The sequence below is a fragment of the Micromonospora sp. C51 genome, from assembly GCF_018070435.1.
Taxonomy (GTDB): domain Bacteria; phylum Actinomycetota; class Actinomycetes; order Mycobacteriales; family Micromonosporaceae; genus Micromonospora; species Micromonospora sediminimaris.
Genome location: NZ_JAGPXQ010000051.1, coordinates 1 through 23,726, shown reverse-complemented (window position 1 = coordinate 23,726; position 23,726 = coordinate 1). Strand labels below are relative to the sequence as shown.

Here is a 23,726-nt window from a genome sequence, read left to right as displayed (position 1 = left end):
TCCACGGGCCGGATGTCCGTGGCGATGACGGGGGAGGTCCGATGGCGGGCCGCATGGTGGTCGGTTCCGCCGCGCTGGCCGGGCTGGTCCGCCCGGCCAGCGCACCCGACCCGGCGGGTGGGCACCGGGTGCTGCCCGTGCGGCCCGAGTTGACCGGGTTGCTACCCAACCGGGGGCTGCGGCGCGGCAGCACCGTCGCGGTCGGTGGCGGGCAGACCCGACCCAGCGGCACCACCTCGTTGTTGCTCGCGCTGCTCGCCGAGGCGTCCCGCGCCGGATCCTGGTGCGCCGTGGTCGGGATGCCGACCTTCGGGGCCGGGGCGGCAGCCGAGGCCGGCCTCGTCCTGGACCGGCTCGCCCTGGTGCCGCAGCCCGGTCCGGAGTGGCCCACCGTCGTCGCCGCGCTCATCGACGGGGTCGACGTGGTGGTCACCGCGGTCCCGTCCACCGTCTCCGCCTCCGTCGCCGACCGGTTGGCCGCGCGGGCCCGGCAACGCGGCAGCGTGCTGGTGCCGTACGGCCGGTGGGACGGCGCGGACGTGACGCTCCAGGTGGTCCGTGGGATCTGGCAGGGGCTCGGGCCGGGGCGGGGGCGGTTGCGCCGCCGGGAGGTGACCATCTCGGCTCGCGGGCGGGGCGCCGCCGCCCGGCCCCGGGAGGTCAAGGTCTGGTTGCCCGGTGACGAGCTGACCCGGGTCGTCCCCGGCCCGGCCGCCACCGCTCGGTCGGGTGCCACGCGCCTGCGGGTGGTGGCGGGCCGTGGATGAACCGGTCCGGACACTGCTGCTGTGGTGCCCGGACTGGCCGGTACTCGCCGCCGAGATCGTCGACGGAGTGCCCGCCACCGGGCCGGTCGCGGTGCTGCACGCCAACCGGGTGATCGCCTGTTCCGAGCGGGCCCGCGCCGAGGGGGTACGCCGAGGGCTGCGTCGGCGGGAGGCGCAGGGACGCTGCCCCGGGCTCACCGTCGTCGACCACGATCCGGGGCGGGACGCCCGGGCGTTCGAGCCGGTGGTGGCCGCTGTCGAGGAGGTGGCGGTCGGGGTCGAGGTGATCCGCCCGGGGGCCTGCGCGCTGGCCGCCCGGGGGCCGAGCCGCTATCTGGGTGGTGAGGAGGCGGCCGCCGAGCGGATCGTCGAGCACGTCGCCCTCAGCTGCGCGGTGGAGAGCCAGATCGGTGTGGCCGCCGGGGTCTTCGCCGCCGGCCTGGCCGCCCGCGAGGGGCGGATCGTGCCGCCCGGCGGGACACCGGAATTCCTGGCCGGTCAGCCCGTCGAGGCGCTCGGCCGTCCCGCCCTGGCCGACCTGCTGCGCCGGCTGGGGGTGCGTACGCTCGGCGACTTCGCCGCGCTGCCCGCCGGTGACGTGCTGGCCCGGTTCGGGTTCGACGGGGCGTTGGCCCATCGGCTGGCCGCCGGACGGGACGACCGGCCGCTCGCGGCGCGGCGTCCGCCGGTCGACCTGACGGTCACCGCTGACCTGGACGAGCCGATCGACCGGATCGACGTGGCGGCGTTCGCGGCCCGGACACTGGCCGAGCAGCTGCATGAACGGCTCGCCGGGCACGGACTGGCCTGCACCCGCCTGGGCATCGAGGCGGTCACCGCGCACGGCCAGGAGCTGCACCGGGTGTGGCGGCACGACGGGCTGCTCACCGCGGCGGCGATCGCCGACCGGGTCCGCTGGCAACTGGACGGCTGGCTCTCCGGTGCCCGTCGCGGCGGTGACCGGCCGGCCCGTCCCACTGCCGGGATCGTCCGGCTGCGGCTGCTGCCGGACGGGGTGCTGGCCCAGACCGGCCTGCAACCCGGGCTGTGGGGGGAGACCGGCGCGGAACGCGAGCGGGCGCACCGTGCGCTGAGCCGGGTGCAGGGCCTGCTCGGTCCCGAGGCGGTGGTCACCGCGGTGCTCGGTGGCGGGCGGTCCCCGGCCGACCAGACCCGGCTGGTGCCCTGGGGCGACGAACGACTCCCGGCCCGTCCCGGTGGGCGGCGGGTGGGTTCCGGGCCGGCCGTACCGTCCTGGCCGGGGCGACTGCCGCCGCCCTCGCCGGCCGTGGTGCTGCCCGTCCCGCTCGCCGCGAGCGTGCTCGACGCCACCGGCGCGCCGGTGGTGGTGAGCGCCCGGCTGGCGGTCAGCGCGCCACCGGCCCGGCTGAGCATCGGCTCGGTGTCGCCGCAGGGCACCAGCACCGCTTCCGCCCTGGGTTCCACCGCTGCCACCTCCGCCGCTTCGGCCACCGCCCTTCGCGGTGGGACGGTCGCGTCGGCCGAGATCGTCGGCTGGGCCGGTCCGTGGCCGGTCGACGAGCGGTGGTGGGCGCCGGCCGAGGCCCGCCGCCGAGCCCGGTTCCAGGTCCGCCTCGCCGACGGCAGCGCCCTGCTGCTCGCGGTCGAGTCCGGCCAGTGGCTGCTGGAGGCGATCTATGACTGACGGGGTACCCGGGCCGGCGGGCTTCACCAGTTGCGGTATGCCGGGGCATCCGGGCCGGTTGAGGGCACGAGATGCGGCGTCCTGCGCGACGGCGAGGTGGCGGCGGTGAGTTTCCACAACCCCCGGTTGCCGTGGTCGGAGTTGGAGCGGGTGCTCTCCGGGCGGCCGGGCGGCGGGCAGGGCAGCGGCGGCGGGCAGGGCAGTAGCGGCGGCGCGGGGCGGCACCTGCATGTGGTGGATCCGCTGGCGGTCGACGCCGACGGGGGCGACTCACCGGCCTGGAGCCGACGGCGGGAGCACTACCGGCCGCCGGAGCTGACCCGGCCCGACGACGTGCCGCCGTACGCCGAACTGCACGCGCACACCAACTTCAGCTTCCTCGACGGTGCCAGCCACCCCGAGGAACTGGCCGAGGAGGCCGTCCGGTTGGGGCTCACCGCGCTCGCCGTCACCGACCACGACGGTTTCTACGGTGTGGTGCGGTTCGCCGAGGCGGCCCGCGCGCTGAGTCTGCCGACGATCTTCGGAGCGGAGCTGTCCCTCGGCCTGCCCGGTCCGCAGAACGGCGTACCCGATCCGCACGGCCACCACCTGCTGCTGCTGGCCCACGGCCACGAGGGGTACGCCCGGCTGGCCGCGACCATCGCCCGCGCCCAGCTACGCGGCGGTGAGAAGGGCCGCCCGGTCTACGGTGAGCTGGAGGAGATCGCCGCCGACCTGCGTGACCACGTGCTGGTGCTCACCGGCTGCCGTAAGGGGCACGTGCCGGCCGCCCTGCTCACCGAGGGAGTCGACGCGGCGGCCCGCGAGCTGGACCAGCTCACCGCACTGTTCGGCGCGGAGACGGTGGCGGTGGAACTGACCGACCACGGGCATCCGATCGACGGCGACCGCAACGACGCCCTGGCCGAGCTGGCGGCCGCCGCCGGCCTGCCCACGGTGGCCACGAACAACGTGCACTACGCGACTCCGGGGCGGCGTCGACTGGCCACCACCCTCGCGGCCGTTCGGGCCCGGCGCAGTCTGGACGAGATCGACGGCTGGCTGCCCGCGGCAGGCACCGCCCATCTGCGCGACGGTGCCGAGATGGCGGCCCGGTTCGCCGCGTACCCGGGCGCGGTGGCCCGGGCCGCCGAGTTCGGCGCCGAGCTGGCCTTCGATCTCCAGCTCGTCGCACCGCAGCTGCCGGCGTACCCGGTGCCGCCGGGGCACAACGAGATGAGCTGGCTGCGCCACCTCACCGAGCAGGGTGCGCGGGACCGCTACGGCCCTCGCGAGGCGCACCCGCAGGCGTACGCGCAACTCGACCACGAGCTGAACATGATCGAAGAGTTGGGCTTCCCCGGCTACTTCCTGGTGGTGTACGACATCGTCGACTTCTGCCGGCGAGCGGACATCTACTGCCAGGGTCGGGGTTCGGCGGCGAACTCGGCGGTCTGCTACGCGCTGCGGATCACAAACGTGGACGCGGTCCGGCATCGGCTGCTGTTCGAACGCTTCCTGGCGCCCGAACGCGACGGGCCGCCCGACATCGACGTGGACATCGAGTCCGACCGCCGGGAGGAGGTCATCCAGCACGTCTATGCCCGCTACGGCCGGGAGCACACCGCCCAGGTGGCCAACGTGATCTCCTACCGGCCCCGCTCGGCGGTGCGGGACGTGGCCAAGGCGTTCGGCTTCCCACCCGGCCAGCAGGACGCGTGGAGCAAACAGATCGACCGCTGGGGCGACGTGGCCACGGTGGACGTGCCGGAGATCCCCGAGCAGGTGGTCGCGTACGCCAACGAGCTCCAGACGTTCCCCCGGCACCTGGGCATCCACTCCGGCGGCATGGTGATCTGCGACCGGCCGGTGATCGAGGTCTGCCCGGTGGAGTGGGGTCGGATGCCCGGCCGCAGCGTGCTCCAGTGGGACAAGGACGACTGCGCCGCCGTCGGCCTGGTCAAGTTCGACCTGCTCGGCCTCGGCATGTTGTCGGCGTTGCACTACGGCTACGACATGATCGGGATGAGCCTGGATCTCGGCGACATGACGCTTGACGACCCCGAGGTCTACGACATGCTCTGCCGGGCCGACTCGGTCGGGGTGTTCCAGGTGGAGAGCCGGGCCCAGATGGCCACCCTGCCCCGGCTGCGGCCCCGCGAGTTCTACGACCTGGTGGTCGAGGTGGCGCTGATCCGGCCCGGGCCGATCCAGGGCGGCTCGGTGCACCCGTACATCCGGCGCAAGAACGGCCAGGAGCCGGTGACCTTCGCGCATCCGCTGATGCGCAACGCGCTGGAGAAGACCCTCGGCGTGCCGCTGTTCCAGGAACAGCTGATGCAGCTCGCCATCGACCTGGCCGGCTTCGACGCGGCCGAGGCCGACCAGTTGCGCCGGGCGATGGGCGCCAAACGGTCGGTGCAGCGGATGGAGCAGATCGCCGACCGGCTCTACCGGGGCATGGCGGAGCGCGGCATCACCGGCGAACTGGCCGACGACGTCTACCGCAAGCTCACCGCGTTCGCCAGCTACGGTTTCCCGGAGAGCCACGCGATGAGCTTCGCCTACCTGGTCTACGCCAGCTCCTGGCTGAAGCGCTATCACCCCGGTCCGTTCCTGGCCGCGCTGCTGAGCGCCCAGCCGATGGGCTTCTACTCGCCGCAGACCCTGGTCGACGACGCCCGCCGACACGGCGTGGAGGTACGCCGACCGGACGTCAACGCCAGCGACGCGAAGCCGGTGCTGGAATCCACCCCGGACACCCGCTGGGGCAGCCGAGCGGGGGAACCGCCGCACGCCTGGGGGCTGGGCGGTCCGGCGGTCCGGCTCGGACTGTCCAGTGTGCGTACCCTCGGCGACGGCGTGGCCGAGCGGATCGAGGCCGAGCGGACGGCGAACGGCCCGTACCGCGACATGCCGGATCTGGCCCGGCGGGTGGGTCTGACCGCCGCCCAGTTGGAGGCGCTGGCCACCGCGGACGCCTTCGCCTGTTTCGGGTTGACCCGGCGGCAGGCGCTCTGGGCGGCCGGCGCGGCGGCCCAGGAGCGGCCCGGTCGGCTGCCCGGCACGGTGACCGGTACGGCGGCGCCCGTGCTGCCCGGGATGGAGGAGGTCGACCGGCTGGTCGCTGACGTCTGGGCCACCGGGTTGTCGCCGGAGAACCACCCGGCCCGGTTCATCCGGCCGCAGCTGGACGCCGTGGGCGCGGTGCCGATCGACAGGTTGGGCCGGGTGGAGCCGGGACGCCGGATCCGGGTCGGTGGGATCGTCACCCACCGACAGCGGCCGGCGACCGCCGGTGGGGTCACCTTCCTCAACCTGGAGGACGAGACCGGCATGCTCAACGTCACCTGCTCGCCTGGCCTGTGGCAGCGGCATCGGCGGGTGGCCCGCACCAGCACGGCGTTGGTGGTGCGGGGCCGGCTACAGCGGCACGCGGGGGTGGTCAACCTGGTCGCCGACCGGCTGGACCCGATCGAGGCGCCGGTCCGCCCCACCTCCCGCGACTTCCGTTGACAGCGGACAGGTGCCCCCTGGCGATCTGTTCCCGGCTGACTAGGCTCGACCGGGTGGAACAGACCCCAGGCCCGGCCGGGCCGCCGCTCACCCCCCGTACCGCCGTGGTCTGGTCGGTGCTGCGCGCCGAGCTGGACCGCCGGCCGGCCGCCGAGCTGACCGTGCTGGACGTGGGCGGTGGCACCGGCGGCTTCGCGGTGCCGCTGGCCCGGGCCGGCCACCGGGTGACAGTGGTCGACGCCAGTCCCGACGCGCTCGCCGCGCTCAGCCGCCGCGCCGCGGAGGCCGGGGTCGCCGGGCGGGTACGCGCGGTGCAGGGTGACGCTGACGCGTTGGCCGGACTGATCGAGCCGGCCAGCGTCGACCTGGTGCTCTGCCACGCCGTGTTGGAGGTCGTCGACGACCCGGTACCTGTGGTGTCCGCGCTGGTCGGCGTGCTGCGACCGGGCGGCGCGGCGAGCGTGCTGGTCGCCGGGCGGGTCGCCGCGGTGCTCGGCCGGGCGATGAACGGGCACCTCGACGTGGCCGCGACCCTGGCCGCCGATCCGACCGGCGCGGCCGGCGCCCGGGACACCCTGCGCCGCCGCTTCGACGTCGAGAGCGCCGCCGCGCTGCTGGCCGCCGCCGGGCTCACCGTCGAGGAGATCCACGGCGTACGCGTCCTGGCCGACCTGCTGCCCGCGGCGGTGGCGGACGGTCAGGCCGCTGCCCTGGTCGAGTTGGAGCGGACGCTGGCCGCGCAACCACCCTGGCGGGACGTCGCGGCCCAGCTGCACCTGTTCGCCCGCCGCCCGGCATGACGGGCCTGATCGGTCGGGCCCGGCCGCTGGAGGTCGTTGCGCCGGGATACGGCGGTGGGAGCCTCGCTGACGTGCTGCCCAGCGCGCTGGCCGTGCTCGGTGTCCCCGGCACCACGGACCCGCTCGGCCTCGCCGCCGAACTGCCGGGGGTACGCCGGATCGCGGTGCTGCTGGTCGACGGCCTCGGCTGGTACCAGATCCCGACCGCCGCACCGTACGCGCCGACGCTGACCGGGCTGACCGCCGCGGCCGGCCGACCACTCACCTGCGGTTTCCCCTCCACCACCCCGACCAGCCTGGTCACCCTGGGCACCGGTGTGGCGCCCGGTGCGCACGGGGTGCTCGGCTTCACCGTGTGCGTTCCGGGCACCGAGCGGGTGCTCAACCACATCGAGTGGCGCGACGGCGATCCCGACCCGCTGCGCTGGCAACCGGTCCCCACCCAGTTGGAACGGGCGCGGTCGGCGGGTGTGGCGGTGACCGTGGTGAGCCGGCCGGAGTTCGGCGGTACCGGCCTGACCTTGGCCGCGAACCGGGGTGGTGACTACCGGGGCGCGGCCGGGGTCGACGCGCTGGCCGCCACCACGCTGGCGGCGCTGACCGCCGGACCCGGTCCGACTCTCGTCTCCGCCTACCACCCGGACGTCGACCGCCACGGTCACCTCAGCGGCGTCGACTCGTTGCCGTGGCGGGTGGCGGTGACCGAGTTGGACGGGTTGCTGGCCCGGTTGATGGACGGGTTGCCGCCCGACGCCGCGCTGCTGGTCACCGCGGATCACGGGCAGCTCGACATTCCCGCCGGGGACCGCTTCGACCTGGACACCGACCCCCGGCTGACCGACGGGGTGCGGGTGGTGGCGGGCGAGCCCCGGGTGCGTTACCTGCATGTCGCGCCGGGGGCCACCGCCGACGTGGTGGCGGCCTGGTCGGCCGTGCTCGGCACCGCCGCCCGGGTGCTGACCCGCGAGGAGGCGGTGGCCAGTGGCCGGTTCGGGCCGGTGGCCACCGACCACCTGGACCGGATCGGCGATGTGGTGGTGGTCTGCAACGACACGTACGCCGTGCTGGCCAGTCGGTCGGAGCCGCCGATGGTGTCCCGGTTGGTGGCCTTCCATGGCGCGGACACGGCAGCCGAGATGACCATTCCGCTGCTGGTGGTGCGGGGCTGACCGGCCGGAATGTCACTCCCGCGGGCTAACCTGCGCGGGTGGGCCGCAGCCAGTCGCTACCCCGGGGCGGTGATCCCCGGTTCGGGCCCGGCGCCGACGACGCCGGGTGCCCGATCCTGCACGTCGACATGGACGCCTTCTACGCCTCGGTGGAGGTCCGTCACCGCCCCGAGCTGCGCGGCCGGGCCATCGTGGTCGGCGGGGTCGGTCCCCGCGGCGTGGTCAGTTCGGCCAGCTACGAGGCCCGGCGGTACGGCGTTCGCAGCGCCATGCCCACGATGCGGGCCCGTGCGCTCTGCCCGCACGCGGTGTTTCTCGCCCCCGACTTCGCCAGCTACTCGGCGGCCTCGCGGGCGGTCATGCAGATTTTCCGGGACGTCACGCCGCTGGTCGAGCCGCTCTCGCTGGACGAAGCCTTCCTCGACGTCGCAGGTGCCCGACGACTGTTCGGTCGGCCGGCGACGATCGCCCGTCGCATCCGGGAGCGGGTCGCCGAGGAGCAGGGGCTTACCTGTTCGGTCGGGGTCGCATCGAGCAAGTTCGTGGCCAAGCTCGGCTCGACCCGGGCGAAGCCCGACGGTCTGCTCGTGGTGCCGGCCGACCGGGTGCTCGAGTTCCTCCACCCGCTACCGGTCGCCGCGCTGTGGGGGGTGGGTGAGCGTTCCGAGCAGGCGCTGCTGCGACTCGGTCTGCGTACGGTCGGTGACCTCGCGCAGGCGCCGCTGGGCATGTTGCGGACCGCGCTCGGCGAGGCGGCCGCCGCGCACCTGCACGAGCTGTCCTGGGGCCGTGACCCGCGCCGGGTCAGCCCGGAGCAGGCCGAGAAGTCGATCGGCGCGGAGGTCACCTTCGACGTGGATGTCGACGATCCGGCCGAGATCCGTCGTACGCTGCTGGCCCTGTCCGAGAAGGTCGGCGCCCGGTTGCGAGCCAGCGGGCAGGTGGGGCGGACGGTCTCGCTCAAGGTGCGCACCGCCGATTTCCGCACGGTGAGCCGGGCACGCACCCTGGACGTGCCCACCGACGTGGCTCGGGAGATGTTCGACACGTCCTGGGCGCTCTACACCGCGCTGGATCCGGGTGAGCGGATTCGCCTGCTCGGTGTCCGGGCGGAAGGATTGACGGCGGCGGACCAGACGCCGCAGCAGCTCGCCCTCGGCCAGCCGGAGCGGGGCTGGCGGGAGGCGGAGGTGGCAGCCGACGCGGCGGCTGCCCGTTTCGGGCGGTCCGTCATAGGACCGGCCAGTCTTCTCACCGGGCGCGATCCCCGACGAAATGAAAATCCGACCCGGCCGTAGGTCGTCCCGCTTTCCGACGCGCGGGGGCCCTCGTAGACTTGCGGGTAAGCAGCCGGTTGGCTGCCACGGTCTGTCGGTCCGACCGGACCGACCAACGTGACCGGGGAGGAGTGCCGTGCCGCTCTCGGAGCACGAGCAGCGGCTGTTCGAGCAGATCGAGCGGTCGCTTGCCGAGGACCCCAAGTTCGCCTCGGCGGTGCGCGCCAGCGATCCGCGCTTCCACGCGCGGCGTCGCCTGCTCGTCGCTGCCGGCCTGATCATCGCTGGCCTGGCGTTGCTGGTCTATGGCGCGGTGATCAAGACTCCGCCGCTGGCAGTGGCGGGATTCGTTGTCATGTTGGCCTCGGCCGCGTTCGCGGTGCAGTCGCACCGTCGGGCGCAGTCACCCGACCTGCACGTCGTCGGGGGCACGGCGAGTCGTCGCCGGCCCCGAGGCCGTGCCGGACGGAGGTCGGGTTTCCTCGACCGGATGGAGGACCGGTGGCGGCAGCGCCCGGAGGGGCACCGCTGACTCCGTTCCGCCGCTGACGAGGAAGCACGTCACCCCGGGCCGACCGCCCGGGGTGAGTGGCGCGCAAACGGCCACGGTGCCGTGCGAGGCTTCGTGTTGCCCTCCTGCCGCTGTCAGCTGTCGCCCGGCCGGTTGCCGGTGAGTGTCGCCGGGACGGGCTGACAGAGCATTCAACGTCAGGTCAGGGTGACATTTCATGTCACCCTGACATCGTGGTTGGTGTTCAGCGACCCGCGCGGCTGGCGATCAGCCGGCGTGGACTGAACCGCAGCAGCCTCCGGCGCACCTGCCCGGCCGAGTTGACCAGTCGTGACGAGTTGTCCGCGATGGCGGTGCGCCACCGGGACAACACCGACGGCGGCAGCATGGTCGCCACCAGCCGGGTCCGCCGGTCGGCCTGCCCGGCCAGCGCACCGCGCACCGTCCGTAGGGCCGCCGGCAACGGTTCGCCGGTCAACGGGTCCCGGGCGTAACGGGCTCGCTCCTCCGCACGTCCGAGCAGACGTACCGCCGAGCCGGCGTCGGTCTGCGCGGCCAGGCGCTCCCGGGCAACCCGCTCCGCCGTGGCGCGGGGGGTTTCCGTCCGATCCACCCCGACCCGGTAGTCGACAAGCGTGTCGATCAGCTCGTCCCAGGCGGCGTGCGCGTCGGCCCGCGCCCGGTCCGGATCGGTGGCGACCACCACGACCGGTTGACCGGTCGCCGACGGGTCCGCGTCCGGCGCGTCGACCGACCGCACCGCCGGTGCCGGCCGGCCCCGACGGCGGCGCAGCGCGAGTCGGCGCAGTGCGGGCACGGCGAGCAGCACCAGCAGCGTCAGGAGGCTGGCGGCGACCAGCCACGGCCAGACGGGCGTCTGCGCGGCGGGAGTGTCGGAGCCGACCGCCGCACCCGGGTCCTCGCCCTCCTCGAACTGGTTCGGTCCCTGCTCCGCCTCGGCCGACGGATCCGTCTCCTCGGGCGTGTCCGCGCTGCCGCCCTGCGGCGTGCTCTCCTCCGGGGCGTCCACGTCCGGTGCCCACGCCGAGCGGGTCGAGCCCGGCACACCGTAGGCCGGGGTGGCGTCGAACGGCACCCAGCCGATCTGGTCGAAGTAGACCTCGGTCCAGGCGTGCAGATTGCGGTTGGTCAGGGTGAGGGTGTCATCGCTGCGGCGGCTGCCGTTGGTGAACCCGAAGGCGACCCGGGCCGGGATGCCCGCGTCGCGGACCATCCAGGCCAGCGCGGCGGCGTACTGCTGGCAGTAGCCGACCTTGTTCTCCAGGAAATCGAGAATCGCCTGGCCACTGCTGCCCTGCTCGGTGCTGAGCCGGTAGCTGAAGCCGTTGTCCTCGGAGAAGTAGTTGTAGATGGCTCGCACCTTGTCGTACTCGGTGCGCGCGCCCCGGATCAGGTCCTCCACCAGGGCCCGGACCTCCGGCACGTCCGGCGTCACGGTCTGCTGCCGGCGCAGCGGCAGGTCCGCCGGCAGCGGCTGAGCCCGCCGCAACGCCTGCGGACTGTACGACGAGCGTACGTAGTCGAAGGAGTACTCCTTGCCCCGGGAGTTCTCCCGGTTGGAGAAGACGACCTGCAGGTTCGGGTCGTAGAACCAGTTGTTGCCCAGCTCGGCGAAGCTGACCGGTTCGGCGTAGACCGGCAGCAGCGGCATGTTCAGCTCGCGGCTCACCTGCACGGTGGCCCGTTGCCGGGTGCGTTGGATGCCCGGCACCGACCGCCCCGAGGGATCGGGCAGGTCGCCGGTGACCCGCCTACCGTTGGGGCCGCGCACCCGGAAGCCGTCGGTACGCAGGTCGTCGGCGACCCCGAAGCGCAGATAGAACGGCTCCTCCTCGGTGGTGGTGACCGTCACCAGGTCGGTCACCTGGGACTGGTTGAGCTGGCCACTGAGCGCGGCGAAGAGGTCGACCCGGCCGGGGGAGCCACCGAACCCGGGGCCGATGCCGGAGCCGGGGCCGGAGTTGAGCGTGGTCATCAAGCCGGCGGTCATTCCCGGCACGGCCAACGGCACCAGCACGGCGAGTGCGAGGCCCACCACCGCCAGCCGCCGGCCGGCGGCGGCCAACGGGGACGACTCCCAGACATCGACGTCGCGGCCGTCGCCGGTGAACCGACGGCCGAACCGGCGGACCCGGTCCACGTTGTCGGTGACCAGCAGCCACAGGAAACCGGCGGCGCCGATCGCGAAGGGCACCGGCGGGACGCTGTCCACGTAGACCGCGACCGGCACCGAGTAGATGGCAAGCATGGGCAGCCCGGCCAGGGCGGGGCGGCGCAGCCCGACGCAGAGCACGTCCACCAGCACCGCCACTCCGCCGATGCCGAGCACGGTGATGAACAGCAGCGGGTCGGTGTCCGGAACCTTCACGCCGTGGGAGCGCATGTCCTCGACCGAGTTGCCGAGCAACTCGGCGAAGTGCCCGAAGGTGGCCGGGGTGGGCAGCACCGCGAGCAGTTCGGAGCCGCTGGGGAACAGCCAGGTCAGGGCCAGGGTGAGACCGCCGACCATGGCCAGGATCTGCACCCACAGCGGGGTCCGGCCGAGCCGGGCCAGTGACGCCGCGGCCGCCACCGCGGCCACCGCGATGACCGCCTGGACCAGCCACGTCCAGCGTTCGAAGATGGCCGACAGCGGTGCTGCCGCGAGCAACGTCGCGCCGGCGGCCACCAGGCCCAGGTTCCGATGGGCGATCATGAGGGGGACCTTCCGTTCATCGCACGCCACCGGCCACGGTCTCGGCCATCGCCGCGCGCAGCGCGAACCCCTGCGAGCCCCGCCCGGCCTGCGGCCAGAGCGCCGCTAGCCGGCCGCCGTGATCGACGCCGATCACCCGCCAGCCGGACTGCAGCAGCGCCAGCGCCGCGGCGTCGTGTGCCTGATCGGCCTCGGCCCGCGCGGGCGTCGGCAGGTTCAGCCAGGCGGAGCTGTCCAACAGGAAGCAGACACAGGTGGCGCCGTTGGCGCGCAGCCCGGCCAGCAGCTCCGCCTCGGCGGTGCTCAGCGACCCGAACAGTCCGATGATCAGCCCGCCGTCGGCGCGTTGCCGTACGTGCTGCACCAGAGTGGTGATCTCGACCCGTTGGTCGAGCCGGACCTCCGCGAGCTGGTCGAGCAGCAGGCCGTCGCCGGCGCCCTCGGTGGCGTCGACGTCCGCGCCCGAGCCGGTGACCAGGCGGAGCTTGTACCCGGCCTGCCGCAGGTGCACCGCGATGCTGGCGGCGGCCGAGACCGCCCACTCGAAGCTCGCCGTCGGACCGTCGCCCTGATGTCCGTACGCGCGGGTGTCCAGCAGCACCGTCGCCCGGCTCTCCCAGGGCTGCTCCTCCCGGCGCACCATCAGCTCGCCGGTGCGCGCGGTCGACTTCCAGTGCACCCGGCGCAGGTCGTCGCCGCGCCGGTATTCCCGGGTGGCCGCATCGTCCTCGCCGTGCACCGCCACCGAGCGGGCCCGACTCTCGCCGCTGCCGGCGTACTCGCCGGGCAGCCGCACCGACGGCAGGGGGACCACCTGCGGAACGACGGTGAGCCGGTCGGTGCCGGGGAAGGCGCGGCTGAGTTCGCAGAGGCCGAAGGGGTCGGTCATCCGGACCACCAGCGGCCCCACCTCGTACCGGCCCCGCACGTCGGCCCGCACCGTGTAGGCCACGGAGCTGGCCTGGTGCGCGCCGAGACGTTCCAGCACCACCCGGGGGCGGCTGCCGAGGGCGTACGGAAGCCGGTCCTCCAGCAGCAGGGTGCCGGTGGGCAGCCGGGACATGTTCTGCAGGCGCAGCACCACCCGGGCGGTCGCGCCGACCGGCACCCGGTGCGGCTCCAGCGACCGGTGGCAGGCGAGCTTGTAGCGGCTGCGGCCGACATACAGCGCGGCGAGCAGCGGCAGGACGGCCAGCAGCACGGCCACCCGCAGCAGGTCCTTCTCGCCGAGGATGCCGGCGGAGATGGCCGCCGCCACCGCCGCGGCCAGGAAGGAGCGGCCGCGGGTGGTCAGCCCGCGCAGCCCGTCACGCACGTCACGGCCTCCGCGGCTCGAAGGGGGCCCGGCCGTTACCGCTCGGTGGTCGGGTGTCGTAGGGCGAGCGCTTGCGGTCGTGCGGCAGCGGCAGCCGGTGCACCAGGTCGGCGACGATCGCGTCGGTGGTACGCCGGGCGAGCTGGGCGTCGGCCGTGGGGATGATCCGGTGCGCCAGCACCGGCACGGCGAGCACCTGGAGGTCGTCGGGCAGGACGTAGTCCCGCCCGTCGAGGGCGGCCACCGCGCGGGCGGTGCGCAGCAGTTGCAGGGTGCACCGGGGGGAGGCGCCCAGACGCAGGTCGGGTGACTCGCGGGTGGCGGTGACCAGGTCGACCGCGTACTGCTTGACCGCGTCGGCGACGTGCACCTGCCGGACGTGACCGATCAGCCGGCGTACGGTGTCGGCGTCGGAGACCGGCCGCAACCCGGACAGCGGGTCGACCGCACCGTGTCCGTCGAGCATGGCCAGCTCGGCGGTCAGGTCCGGGTATCCCATCGCGATGCGGGCGGTGAACCGGTCGCGCTGCGCCTCCGGCAGCGGGTAGGTGCCTTCCATCTCGATCGGGTTCTGGGTGGCGATCACCATGAACGGCGTCTGCAACTGGTAGGTCACCCCGTCGACGGTGACCTGCCGTTCCTCCATGCACTCCAGCAGCGCGGACTGGGTCTTCGGCGAGGCCCGGTTGATCTCGTCGCCGACGACCAGGTTCGCGAAGACGGCACCCGGACGGAACTCGAAGTCGTGGGTCTCCTGGTTGTAGACGCTGACCCCGGTGACGTCGCTGGGCAGCAGGTCGGGCGTGAACTGGATGCGGCGTACCGAACAGTCGATCGACCGGGCCAGGGCCTTGGCCAGTTTGGTCTTGCCGACCCCGGGCACGTCCTCGATGAGCAGGTGACCCTCGGCGAGCAGGACGGCCAGCGCCAGTCGCACGGTCGCGGTCTTGCCCTCGATGACCTGTTCGATGTTGGTAACGATCGCGTCACTGGCGGCGCGGAACTCGTCGTACGGCAGCAGACCGCCAACGTCGTCCCAGGTCTGTTGTGTCACGGGCCTCCTCCTCGTCGCCGTCACGGCAGCTCTCTACAAGAGCACCTGGCCCCGCCGTTTCGTTCGCGACGTGCGAGCCTCATGTGCCGCGGCAATCTCACTGGCCTCTCAGGCTAACCATGTTTGTCGTCAACGCCGACCGCCGCAGGTGTTTGAGCGCTTACGCAGTGATTTGTCATTCACACAGCGCATGTCATCGGTTCTGCCGGGTAAGCGGGCCCGAATCGCCTGCCGGACAGGAGGACATGACGAGGTGATCCTCGCCGCCGTGCTCGCCTGGCAGGTCGGCCTGGCGGCCTGCGTACCGCTGCTGGTGCGGCGCTTCGGCCGCGACGCCGGCTATCCGCTGGCCGCCGGCTATCTCGTCGCGGCGGCGCTGCTGCTCACCCGGTTGCCGGTGATCCTCGACGACGGGGAAGTCACCGTGGCCTGGCGGTGGCTGCCCAGCCTGGCGGTGCACGCGGCGCTACGGATGGACGCGCTGGGGTTGGTCTTCGCGTTGCTGGCGCTCGGCGTGGGGGCGCTCATCATGGCCTACTGCCCCCGTTACCTCGACGGCAGCGAGGACGAGCAGCAGCGGGTGTACGTCACGATGACCCTCTTCGCCGCCGCGATGCTGGGCCTGGTCCTCGCCGACGACCTGCTGGTGCTCTTCGTCTTCTGGGAACTCACCTCGATCCTCTCCTTCGTCCTGATCGGGCAGGGCGGCCGACCGGCGGCCACCGGACCGGCCGTGCAGGCGCTGCTGGTCACCGTCACCGGCGGTCTCGCGCTGCTGGCCGCGATCGTGCTGCTGACGGTGCACCTCGGCACCACCAGCCTGGACACCATCGTTAGCGAGCCGGAGCGGCTGAGCGGGGGTCCGGTCTGGGTGGTGGGGACACTGGTCATCGTCGCGGCGTTCACCAAGTCCGCGCAGTTGCCGTTCCACTTCTGGCTGCCCGGCGCGATGGTGGCGATCACGCCGGTGAGCGCGTACCTGCACGCGGCGACGATGGTGAAGGCCGGCGTCTACCTGCTGATGCGGTTCTCGGCGGTGTTCGGCGGCTCCTGGGCGTGGGACGGCACCCTGATCGCCGTCGGCCTGCTCACCGCGATCCTCGGCGCGCTGCTCGCGCTGCGTCAGTACGACCTGAAGGCGCTGCTGGCGTACTCCACGGTCAGTCAGCTCGGCCTGCTGGTCGGGGTGATCGGCGTCGGCACCCCGGACGCCGACGCGGCAGCGATCCTCTACACCGTCGCCCACGCGCTGTTCAAAGCGACCCTGTTCATGCTGGTCGGCATCATCGACCACCAGGCGGGCAGCCGCGACGTGCGGGAACTGGCGGGGCTGCACCGGGTGATGCCGGCGACGGTCTGGCTCACCGCGCTGGCGGCGATGTCGATGGCCGGCCTGCCCCCGACCATCGGCTTCGTCGGCAAGGAGGCGATCTTCGAGGCCCTCGGCGGGGCCTACGGGGGAGGGTGGTTGGGCTGGTGCGCGGCCGGGCTCGGGGTGCTCGCCTCGGTGCTCACCTTCGCGTACGCGGCCCGCCTGGTGCACGGGATGATGGAGGGACCGACCCGGCAACGCCAGCTGCGCGAGCCGTCCTGGGCGTTTCTCGCCCCGGCCGCGGTGGCCGCGGTGGCGGCGACCGTGCTCGGCCCGACGGTGGCCGTGCTGAGCCCGCTGGTGGAGCGGGCCGCGGACGATGCCCGCCCGGAGGGTACGCCGCCCTATCTGGCCTTCTGGCACGGCTTCACCCCGGCGTTGGGGCTGAGCGTGCTCACCGTGCTGCTGGGCGTGTTGATGTTCCTCGGCCGAGTCCGGGTGGACCGGTGGCTTCGGGCCGTACCGACCGCCCCGCCGTTCGCCGAGTTGTTCGAGCGCGCCCGGCAGTCGGTGCTGCATGCGGGCTCGGTCGTCGCCCGGACCGCGCACGCGCCGGGCCCGGCCCCATACCTGGCCCGGCCGTTGCTGGCGACGGTGGCCCTGGCCGCGGTCGCGGCGGTGACGCTGACCGACGTCCCGGCCGGACTGGATGGTGGCGATCCGGCCCGGCCCGGTGACTGGCTGCTGCTGGGGCTGCTCGTGGCGGCGCTCGCCGGGCTGCTGGTGGCGCGCTCCGCGCTGGCGGCGATCGGCCTCACCGGAGTGGTGGGGCTGCTGCTGTCGGCGTGGTTCCTGACCGTCGGAGCGCCGGACGTGGCGTTGACCCTGATGCTGGTGGAGGTGCTGACCGCAGTGGTCGTCATGCTGGCCCTGCGGCAGCAGCCGCCTCGGCTCGCGCCCGTCGGACGGCGCCGGCCGGTCGTGGGCGCGGCCCTGCTCGCGGTCGCCACCGGTGTCGCGGCCGCCGCCGGTACCGCCGTGCTGACCGGACGCGACCAGGTGTCCGGCCCTGGCCGGTGGTACCTCGACCGGGCGGAGGCGTTGACCGGCGGTGCCAACGTCGTCAACACCATCCTGGTGGACTTCCGGGCCCTGGACACCCTCGGCGAGGCGGTGGTGCTCGCGGTGGTGGCACTCGGGCTGGTCCGGCTCGCCGCCGGTCGCCCGGTCGAGCCGGCCAGCACCGGGCCGGCCGGCGACGACCTCGTGCTCGGCCTCGCCTACCGGGTGCTCGCCCCGGTGATGCTGCTCGCCTCAGCGGTGCTGTTCCTACGCGGACACGAGGAGACCGGCGGCGGCTTCATCGGGGCGCTGCTGGCGGGCACCGCCGTCGGGCTCGGCCAGTTGGCGCACCCCGACGGCGCGCCACTGCTGAGTCGGCTCAGGTCGGCGCCGCTGGTGGCGACCGGGCTGCTGACCGCGACGGTCGCCGCGCTGGTGCCGCTCGCAGCAGGTCGGTCGCTGCTCGCGCCACTCACCCTCGCCACACCGGATCCGTTGCCATCGCTGTCCACGTCACTGCTGTTCGATCTCGGGGTCTACCTGATGGTCCTGGCACTGGTGGTGGCCGCGGTGCGCCGCCTCGGCGTAGCGCCGAACCAGCCGGCCGACCTGCTGACCGGCCAGCCGGAGACCGGAGGTGCCCGGTGAGCGCCGCGTTGGTGGTCGGCGTCCTGGTGGCCGCGGGGGTGTTCCTGCTGCTGCGGCCGGGCCTGCTGCGCGTGGTGCTGGGCTTCGTGCTGCTCGGCCACGCCGTCAATGTGGTGCTGCTCGCCGCCGGTGGGCTGGGCCGACGGACCGCGGTGCTGGAGGAGGTCGGTCCCGACACCGCCGATCCGTTGCCGCAGGCGTTCGTGCTGACCGCGATCGTGATCAGCTTCGGGATCACCATCCATCTGCTCGGCCTGCTGCGACGCGGTGCCGGTGGGCCCGCCGCAGATCCGACCGGCGGCGACGCCGATTCCGACGGTGACGGCGCCGGCGGAGAGGGCGGGCACGGGACAACGGGGCGGCGCCGGTGAGCGGTCTGCTGCTGATCCCGGTGGTCGGGCCGCTGCTCGTCGCCGGGGTGCTGCTCGCCCTGCCGGGCCGCACCAGGCTGCATCGGGTCGGCGCGTTCAGCACCATGACGGTGGTGCTGGCGACCGGCCTGGTGCTGCTGGCGTGGACCGGTGGGGGCGCGTTGGCCGTGCTGCGGGTCGGTGGCTGGCCCAGTTCGATCGCCATCAGCCTGGCGGCAGACGTGCTCAGCGCCCTGCTGGTCACGGTGACGGCGCTGGTGGTGCTCGGCTGTCTCGTCGCCGCCGTCGGCTCCGGAGACGACCGTCGCCCGTACTTCCTGCCGCTGGTGCTGGTGCTCGCGGCCGGGTCCGGCGGCGCGTTCCTCACCACCGATCTGTTCAACCTCTTCGTGCTCATCGAGGTGATGCTGGTGCCCTCGTACGTGCTGCTGAGCCTGGCCGGAGGGGCCGGGCGCGGCGGCGCGGGACGGGTGTACGTGGCCACCAACCTGCTCGGGTCCACCCTGCTGCTGGCCGGGGTGGCCCTGGTCTACGGCACCACCGGCGTGGTCGGGCTGGGCGACCTGGCCGGCGCGGCACGCGACCAACCGACCGTCGCGGTCGCCGGCGGCGTGGTGCTGCTCGCCCTCGGTGTCAAGAGTGCGCTGGTACCGCTGCACGACTGGCTGCCCCGCACCTATCCGGTGGCCTCGCCGGTGGTGGTGGCGCTCTTCTCCGGGCTGCTGACCAAGGTCGGTCTCTACGCGGTGATCCGGATCTACGCGGTCATGTACGGCGGCGATCCCGGATACCGCTGGCTGCTCGGCGCGGTGGCGCTCGGGTCGATGGTGGTCGGCGTGCTCGGGGCTGTGGGCGAGAGTTCGCTGCGGCGGATCCTGACCTTCCACATGGTCAGCCAGCTCGGCTACGTACTGCTCGGCCTGGCCCTGTTCACCGCCGCCGCGCTGGCCGCGGCGGTCTACTACCTGGCCCAGTACATCGTGGTCAAGGCGGCGCTGTTCCTGTGCGCCGCAGCGGTACGCGCCGGGCGCGGCACCGACCGGCTCGACGGTTCCGGCGGTCTGGCTGGACAACGTCCGGCGCTCGCCCTGGCCTTCGCCGGGGCGGCGCTGTCGCTGGCCGGCCTGCCGCCGTTCTCCGGGTTCCTGGCGAAGTTCCTGCTGCTGCGGGCCACCGCGGAGACCGGCGCCTGGCTGGCCATGGCGGTCGCGGTGCTGGTCAGCCTGGTCACCCTGCTGTCCATGCTGAAGGTCTGGAGCGCGCTGTTCACCGGGGACCCGCCGGCCTCGTCGACCGTGGCGAAGCGGATCGGCCCGACGCTGGTCGGCCCACCGCTGGCGCTGGCCGGCCTCTCTCTGGCGGCCGGGCTGGCGGCTGCACCGCTGCTGACGCTCGCCGACACGGCGGCGGCCGGGCTGCGTGACCCGGCGGGCTACGTACGGGCGGTGACCGGCCGATGAGCACCGGCGCGATGACGATCCCTCGCCGCACGGTGGTGCGGGCTCGACGCCTGCTGCGGTTCGCCGGCTACTTCGCGGTCCGGCTGGTCCAGGCGAACCTCGCCGTGGCCTGGGAGATTCTGACGCCGGGCTCCCGGCTGACGCCGGCGGTGGTGCGGGTGCCGCTGCGGGCGACCACCGAGACCGAAGTGGCCGCGGTGGCGCTGGCGGTGAGCCTGACTCCGGGCACGCTGACCCTGGGCGTGCACCGCAAACCCAACGCCGCGCTCTGGGTGCACGGCATGTACGCCGCGGACCCGGTGGCGTTCCGGCGGGCGGTGACCGAACTGGAGTGGCGGTTGCTGGCCGCCCTGCGCCCGGCCGCCCACCCGGACGGCCCGGACGCCGGCCGGTCGGAGGTGACCCGGAGGTGACGATGATCCTGCTCGACTCGGTGCTCGTGGTCCTCGCCGGCTCGATGGCGGTGGTGATCGTCCGGCTGGTGGTCGGTCCGACCGACGCCGACCGGGCGGCCGCCCTGGATCTCGGCTTCTTCGTCTTCCTGGCGGCCCTGGCGGTGCTCGCCGCCCGGCTGCATGCCCCCGATCTGCTCGACCTGGTGCTGACCGGAACGCTTGTGAGTTTCCTGGCGACGGTGGCGATGGCCCGGTTGGTGCACCGGCGGCAGCGATGATCCGCACCCTGGCGGCGTCGACGTTGCTGCTGCTCGGCACCGCGCTGATCGCGACCAGCGCGGTCGGCCTGATCCGCCTGCCGGACGTCTACCACCGGATGAATTCCGTGGCCAAGGCGGCCAGCCTGGGGCTGAGCTGCGTCCTGTTCGGCGTGCTGCTGCTGATTCCCGGCTGGCGTACCGCCGTGGTGGGCCTGGCCGCCGTCGGGCTGCAACTGTTCACCGCGCCGATCGGCGGCTACGCCCTGGGGCGGGCGGCCTACCGGTCCGGGGCGCCGCTGGCACCGATCACCCGCTACGACGAACTCGGCGGCCGGGCCGGTGAGGGGGGCGACGGGCCGCCCCCGGATCCGGTCTGAGGGGTGGTGGGCGGCGGCGACACACCACGCGCGGTACACTGCCGGTCATGGCCGGAGTCTTCCTGCTTCTTACCGGGCCGTGCTGATGCGCTGAACGCGCGACAGCACGGCGGCCCCTCCTGCGTGAGGGGCTTTTTCGTGCCCGCTGCCGGCCCGCGACGGGCCGGTGTGGCAGACCCGAGACCAGCCAGCACTCCGACAGACTCCGCCGAGCGACGCGAGGAGAAGGCCATGACCGAGGCAGACGTCCCACCGTTCCGGTACACCGCAGCGCTGGCCGACGAGATCGAAAGCCGCTGGCAGGACCGGTGGGAGCGGGAGGGCGCCTTCCACGCGCCGAACCCGTCCGGTCCGCTGGCCGATCCGGCCCATCCGCGATCCGGTGCGGAGAAGCTGTACGTGCTGGACATGTTCCCGTACCCGTCCGGGGCCGGGCTGCACGTCGGGCATCCGCTGGGCTACATCGGCACCGACTGTTTCGCCAGGTACCAGCGGATGGCCGGCCGCAACGTGCTGCACGCGATGGGTTTCGACGCGTTCGGGCTGCCCGCCGAGCAGTACGCGGTGCAGACCGGCACCCACCCCCGGACCACCACCGAGGCCAACATCGAGCGCTACCGGGCGCAGCTGCGCCGGCTGGGGCTGGCCCACGACCAGCGGCGTTCGGTGGCCACCATCGACACCGACTTCTACCGCTGGACCCAGTGGATCTTCCTGCAGATCTTCAACTCCTGGTACGACCAGGAGGCCGGCCGGGCCCGGCCGATCACTGAGCTGATCGCCGAGTTCGCCGGTGGCGTGCGGCGCACCCCGGACGGCCGGCCGTGGGCGGAGCTGTCAGCCGCCGAGCGGCGCGCCATCGTCGACGATCACCGCCTGGCGTACGTGTCGCAGGCGCCGGTGAACTGGTGCCCCGGGCTGGGCACGGTGCTGGCCAACGAGGAGGTCACCGCCGACGGCCGCTCCGAGCGGGGCAACTTCCCGGTCTTCAAGCGCAACCTGAAGCAGTGGATGATGCGGATCACCGCGTACGGTGACCGGCTGCTGGACGACCTGGACAAGCTGGACTGGCCCGAGCCGATCAAGCTGATGCAGCGCAACTGGATCGGCCGGTCGCAGGGCGCGCACATCGACTTCCCGACCCCGGTCGCCCCGATCCGGGTGTTCACGACCCGGCCCGACACCGTCTTCGGCGCCACGTACATGGTGCTGGCCCCGGAGCACGAGCTGGTCGACACGCTGGTGCCGGCGGCGTGGCCGGAGGGCACCCGGGACGCGTGGACCGGTGGGCACGCCGGCCCGCGGGAGGCCGTCGAGGCGTACCGCAAGGCGGCGGCGGCCAAGACCGACGTGGAGCGGCAGGCCGAGACGAAGGAGAAGACCGGCGTCTTCACCGGCGCGTACGCCACCAACCCGGTCACCGGCGGGCAGATTCCGATCTTCATCGCGGACTACGTGCTGGCCGGCTACGGCACCGGCGCGATCATGGCGGTACCCGCCCAGGACGAGCGGGACTGGGAGTTCGCCGAAGTCTTCGAGCTGCCGATCGTGCGTACCGTGCAGCCGCCGGAGGGCTTCGACGGCAAGGCGTACACCGGAGAGGGCCCAGCGATCAACAGCGCCGCGCCCGAGCGCGGCCTGGACCTGGACGGCCTGGGGGTGGCCGACGCCAAGGCCCGGATCATCGGCTGGCTGGAGGAGACCGGCAACGGTCAGGGCGCGACCACCTACCGGCTGCGGGACTGGCTGTTCAGCCGGCAGCGCTACTGGGGCGAGCCGTTCCCGATCGTGTACGACGCCGACGGCGCCGCCATCGCGCTGCCCGAGGAGATGCTGCCGGTCGAGTTGCCCGAGGTGGACGACTTCTCCCCGCGTACCTTCGAGCCGGAGGACGCGGCCAGCGACCCGGAGACGCCGCTGTCGCGCCGCCGCGACTGGGTTGAGGTCGAGCTGGACCTGGGTGACGGCCCCAAGCGCTACACCCGGGAGACCAACGTGATGCCGCAGTGGGCCGGCTCCTGCTGGTACGAGCTGCGCTACCTGGACCCGACAAACGGCGACCGGTTCGTCGACGCGGACAACGAGCGGTACTGGATGGGTCCGCGTGGCGAGGGCGACTGCGGCGGCGTGGACCTGTACGTGGGCGGCGCCGAACACGCCGTGCTGCACCTGCTGTACGCCCGGTTCTGGCACAAGGTGCTGTACGACCTGGGCCACGTGTCGTCGTTCGAGCCGTTCCGCAAGCTGTTCAACCAGGGCTACATCCAGGCGTACGCGTACACCGACGCCCGGGGCGCGTACGTGCCGGCGGAGGAGGTCGCCGAGCGCGACGGCGGCTTCTTCCTGGGCGACGTCCAGGTCAACCGCGAGTACGGCAAAATGGGCAAGTCCCTGAAGAACGTGGTCACTCCGGACGAGATGTGTGCCGCCTACGGCGCGGACACGTTCCGGGTCTACGAGATGTCGATGGGGCCGCTGGAGGTGTCCCGCCCGTGGGAGACCCGGGCGGTGGTCGGCTCGTACCGGTTCCTGCAACGGGTCTGGCGGGCCATCGTCGACGAGCGGACCGGCGAGTCCCGGGTCACCGACGACCCGGCCGACGAGCAGACCCGGCGGCTGCTGCACAAGGTCGTCGACGGTGTCCGGGGCGACATGGAGCAGATCCGGTTCAACACCGCGATCGCCAAGCTGATCGAGCTGACCAACGGGGTGACCCGCCTGTCGCGTACCCCACGCGAGGTGGCCGAGCCGCTGGTGCTGATGGTCGCGCCGTTCGCCCCGCACATCGCCGAGGAGCTGTGGCAGCGGCTGGGCCACTCCACCTCGCTGACGTACGCGGACTTCCCGGTCGCCGACCCGGCCCTGCTGGTCGCCGAGACGGTCACCTACCCGGTGCAGGTCAACGGCAAGGTCCGGGGTCGCGTCGAGGTGCCCGCCGACGCCGGCGAGGACGACGTACGGCAGGCGGCCCTGGCGGCGGTGGCCGCTCCGCTGGCCGGTAAGGAACCCCGCAAGGTCATCGTCGTGCCCGGTCGGATGGTCTCCATCGTCCTATAGCCCACCCACCC

General features: G+C 73.3%; 17 protein-coding genes. 14 read left to right on the top strand and 3 right to left on the bottom strand.

Going from position 1 to position 23,726, the window contains the following annotated elements; genetic code table 11:
- Nucleotides 1-41: 41 nt before the first annotated feature.
- From KBX50_RS29195 to KBX50_RS29165, 7 genes are all read left to right on the top strand, one after another.
- On the top strand, nt 42-767 hold the full coding sequence (locus KBX50_RS29195) for a hypothetical protein (protein ID WP_210941082.1): 726 nt from the start codon (nt 42-44) through the stop codon (nt 765-767).
- Nucleotides 730-2,433, top strand: coding sequence for a DNA polymerase Y family protein (locus KBX50_RS29190; RefSeq protein WP_374224748.1), 1,704 nt, complete (start codon nt 730-732; stop codon nt 2,431-2,433). The genes KBX50_RS29195 and KBX50_RS29190 overlap by 38 nt, the downstream gene beginning before the upstream one ends.
- A 105-nt stretch (nt 2,434-2,538) precedes the next feature.
- On the top strand, nt 2,539-5,931 hold the full coding sequence (locus KBX50_RS29185) for an error-prone DNA polymerase (protein WP_210941080.1): 3,393 nt from the start codon (nt 2,539-2,541) through the stop codon (nt 5,929-5,931).
- A 35-nt stretch (nt 5,932-5,966) separates the two neighbouring features.
- Nucleotides 5,967-6,731 carry a methyltransferase domain-containing protein gene (locus KBX50_RS29180; protein ID WP_210941095.1) on the top strand — a complete coding sequence of 255 codons (765 nt, stop codon included), beginning with the start codon at nt 5,967-5,969 and terminating at the stop codon, nt 6,729-6,731.
- Nucleotides 6,728-7,900 carry an alkaline phosphatase family protein gene (locus KBX50_RS29175; protein ID WP_210941079.1) on the top strand — a complete coding sequence of 391 codons (1,173 nt, stop codon included), beginning with the start codon at nt 6,728-6,730 and terminating at the stop codon, nt 7,898-7,900. Before KBX50_RS29180 ends, KBX50_RS29175 begins: the two co-directional genes overlap by 4 nt.
- Before the next feature lie 38 nt (nt 7,901-7,938).
- On the top strand, nt 7,939-9,198 hold the full coding sequence (locus KBX50_RS29170) for a DNA polymerase IV (protein ID WP_210941078.1): 1,260 nt from the start codon (nt 7,939-7,941) through the stop codon (nt 9,196-9,198).
- Nucleotides 9,199-9,313: 115 nt separating this feature from the next.
- Complete coding sequence (locus KBX50_RS29165) at nt 9,314-9,709, top strand: DUF3040 domain-containing protein (protein ID WP_093401169.1); 396 nt, start codon at nt 9,314-9,316, stop codon at nt 9,707-9,709.
- 223 nt (nt 9,710-9,932) lie between these two features.
- Here the strand turns inward: KBX50_RS29165 and KBX50_RS29160 are convergent, their stop codons facing one another.
- From KBX50_RS29160 to KBX50_RS29150, 3 genes are read right to left on the bottom strand one after another with little or no spacing between them, the layout of a single operon-like run.
- Complete coding sequence (locus KBX50_RS29160; RefSeq protein ID WP_210941077.1) at nt 9,933-12,404, bottom strand: DUF3488 and transglutaminase-like domain-containing protein; 2,472 nt, start codon at nt 12,402-12,404, stop codon at nt 9,933-9,935.
- Nucleotides 12,405-12,420: 16 nt separating this feature from the next.
- Entirely contained in the window at nt 12,421-13,719 is a 1,299-nt protein-coding gene (locus tag KBX50_RS29155; RefSeq protein WP_210941076.1) for a DUF58 domain-containing protein, read from the bottom strand.
- Between the two features lies 1 nt (nt 13,720).
- On the bottom strand, nt 13,721-14,773 hold the full coding sequence (locus KBX50_RS29150) for a MoxR family ATPase (protein WP_210941075.1): 1,053 nt from the start codon (nt 14,771-14,773) through the stop codon (nt 13,721-13,723).
- A 253-nt stretch (nt 14,774-15,026) separates the two neighbouring features.
- Here KBX50_RS29150 and mbhE point away from each other — a divergent pair, with 253 nt between their 5' ends.
- From mbhE to leuS, 7 genes are all read left to right on the top strand, one after another.
- Nucleotides 15,027-17,795 carry a hydrogen gas-evolving membrane-bound hydrogenase subunit E gene (mbhE, locus tag KBX50_RS29145; protein WP_210941074.1) on the top strand — a complete coding sequence of 923 codons (2,769 nt, stop codon included), beginning with the start codon at nt 15,027-15,029 and terminating at the stop codon, nt 17,793-17,795.
- Nucleotides 17,792-18,166, top strand: coding sequence for a sodium:proton antiporter (locus KBX50_RS29140; protein WP_210941073.1), 375 nt, complete (start codon nt 17,792-17,794; stop codon nt 18,164-18,166). Before mbhE ends, KBX50_RS29140 begins: the two co-directional genes overlap by 4 nt.
- Nucleotides 18,163-19,626: a proton-conducting transporter membrane subunit gene (locus KBX50_RS29135; RefSeq protein ID WP_210941072.1), complete on the top strand. Its 1,464-nt coding sequence runs from the start codon at nt 18,163-18,165 to the stop codon at nt 19,624-19,626. The genes KBX50_RS29140 and KBX50_RS29135 overlap by 4 nt, the downstream gene beginning before the upstream one ends.
- Entirely contained in the window at nt 19,623-20,039 is a 417-nt protein-coding gene (locus KBX50_RS29130; RefSeq protein WP_210941071.1) for a Na+/H+ antiporter subunit E, read from the top strand. The genes KBX50_RS29135 and KBX50_RS29130 overlap by 4 nt, the downstream gene beginning before the upstream one ends.
- A 2-nt stretch (nt 20,040-20,041) precedes the next feature.
- Nucleotides 20,042-20,299 (top strand): monovalent cation/H+ antiporter complex subunit F, encoded by a 258-nt coding sequence (locus KBX50_RS29125; RefSeq protein WP_093401161.1) that lies wholly within the window; start codon nt 20,042-20,044, stop codon nt 20,297-20,299.
- Nucleotides 20,296-20,658, top strand: coding sequence for a monovalent cation/H(+) antiporter subunit G (mnhG, locus tag KBX50_RS29120; protein WP_210941070.1), 363 nt, complete (start codon nt 20,296-20,298; stop codon nt 20,656-20,658). Before KBX50_RS29125 ends, mnhG begins: the two co-directional genes overlap by 4 nt.
- A gap of 231 nt (nt 20,659-20,889) precedes the next feature.
- A complete protein-coding gene (gene leuS, locus KBX50_RS29115) occupies nt 20,890-23,715 on the top strand; it encodes a leucine--tRNA ligase (protein WP_210941069.1) in 2,826 nt (941 codons plus the stop codon).
- Nucleotides 23,716-23,726: the final 11 nt, after the last annotated feature.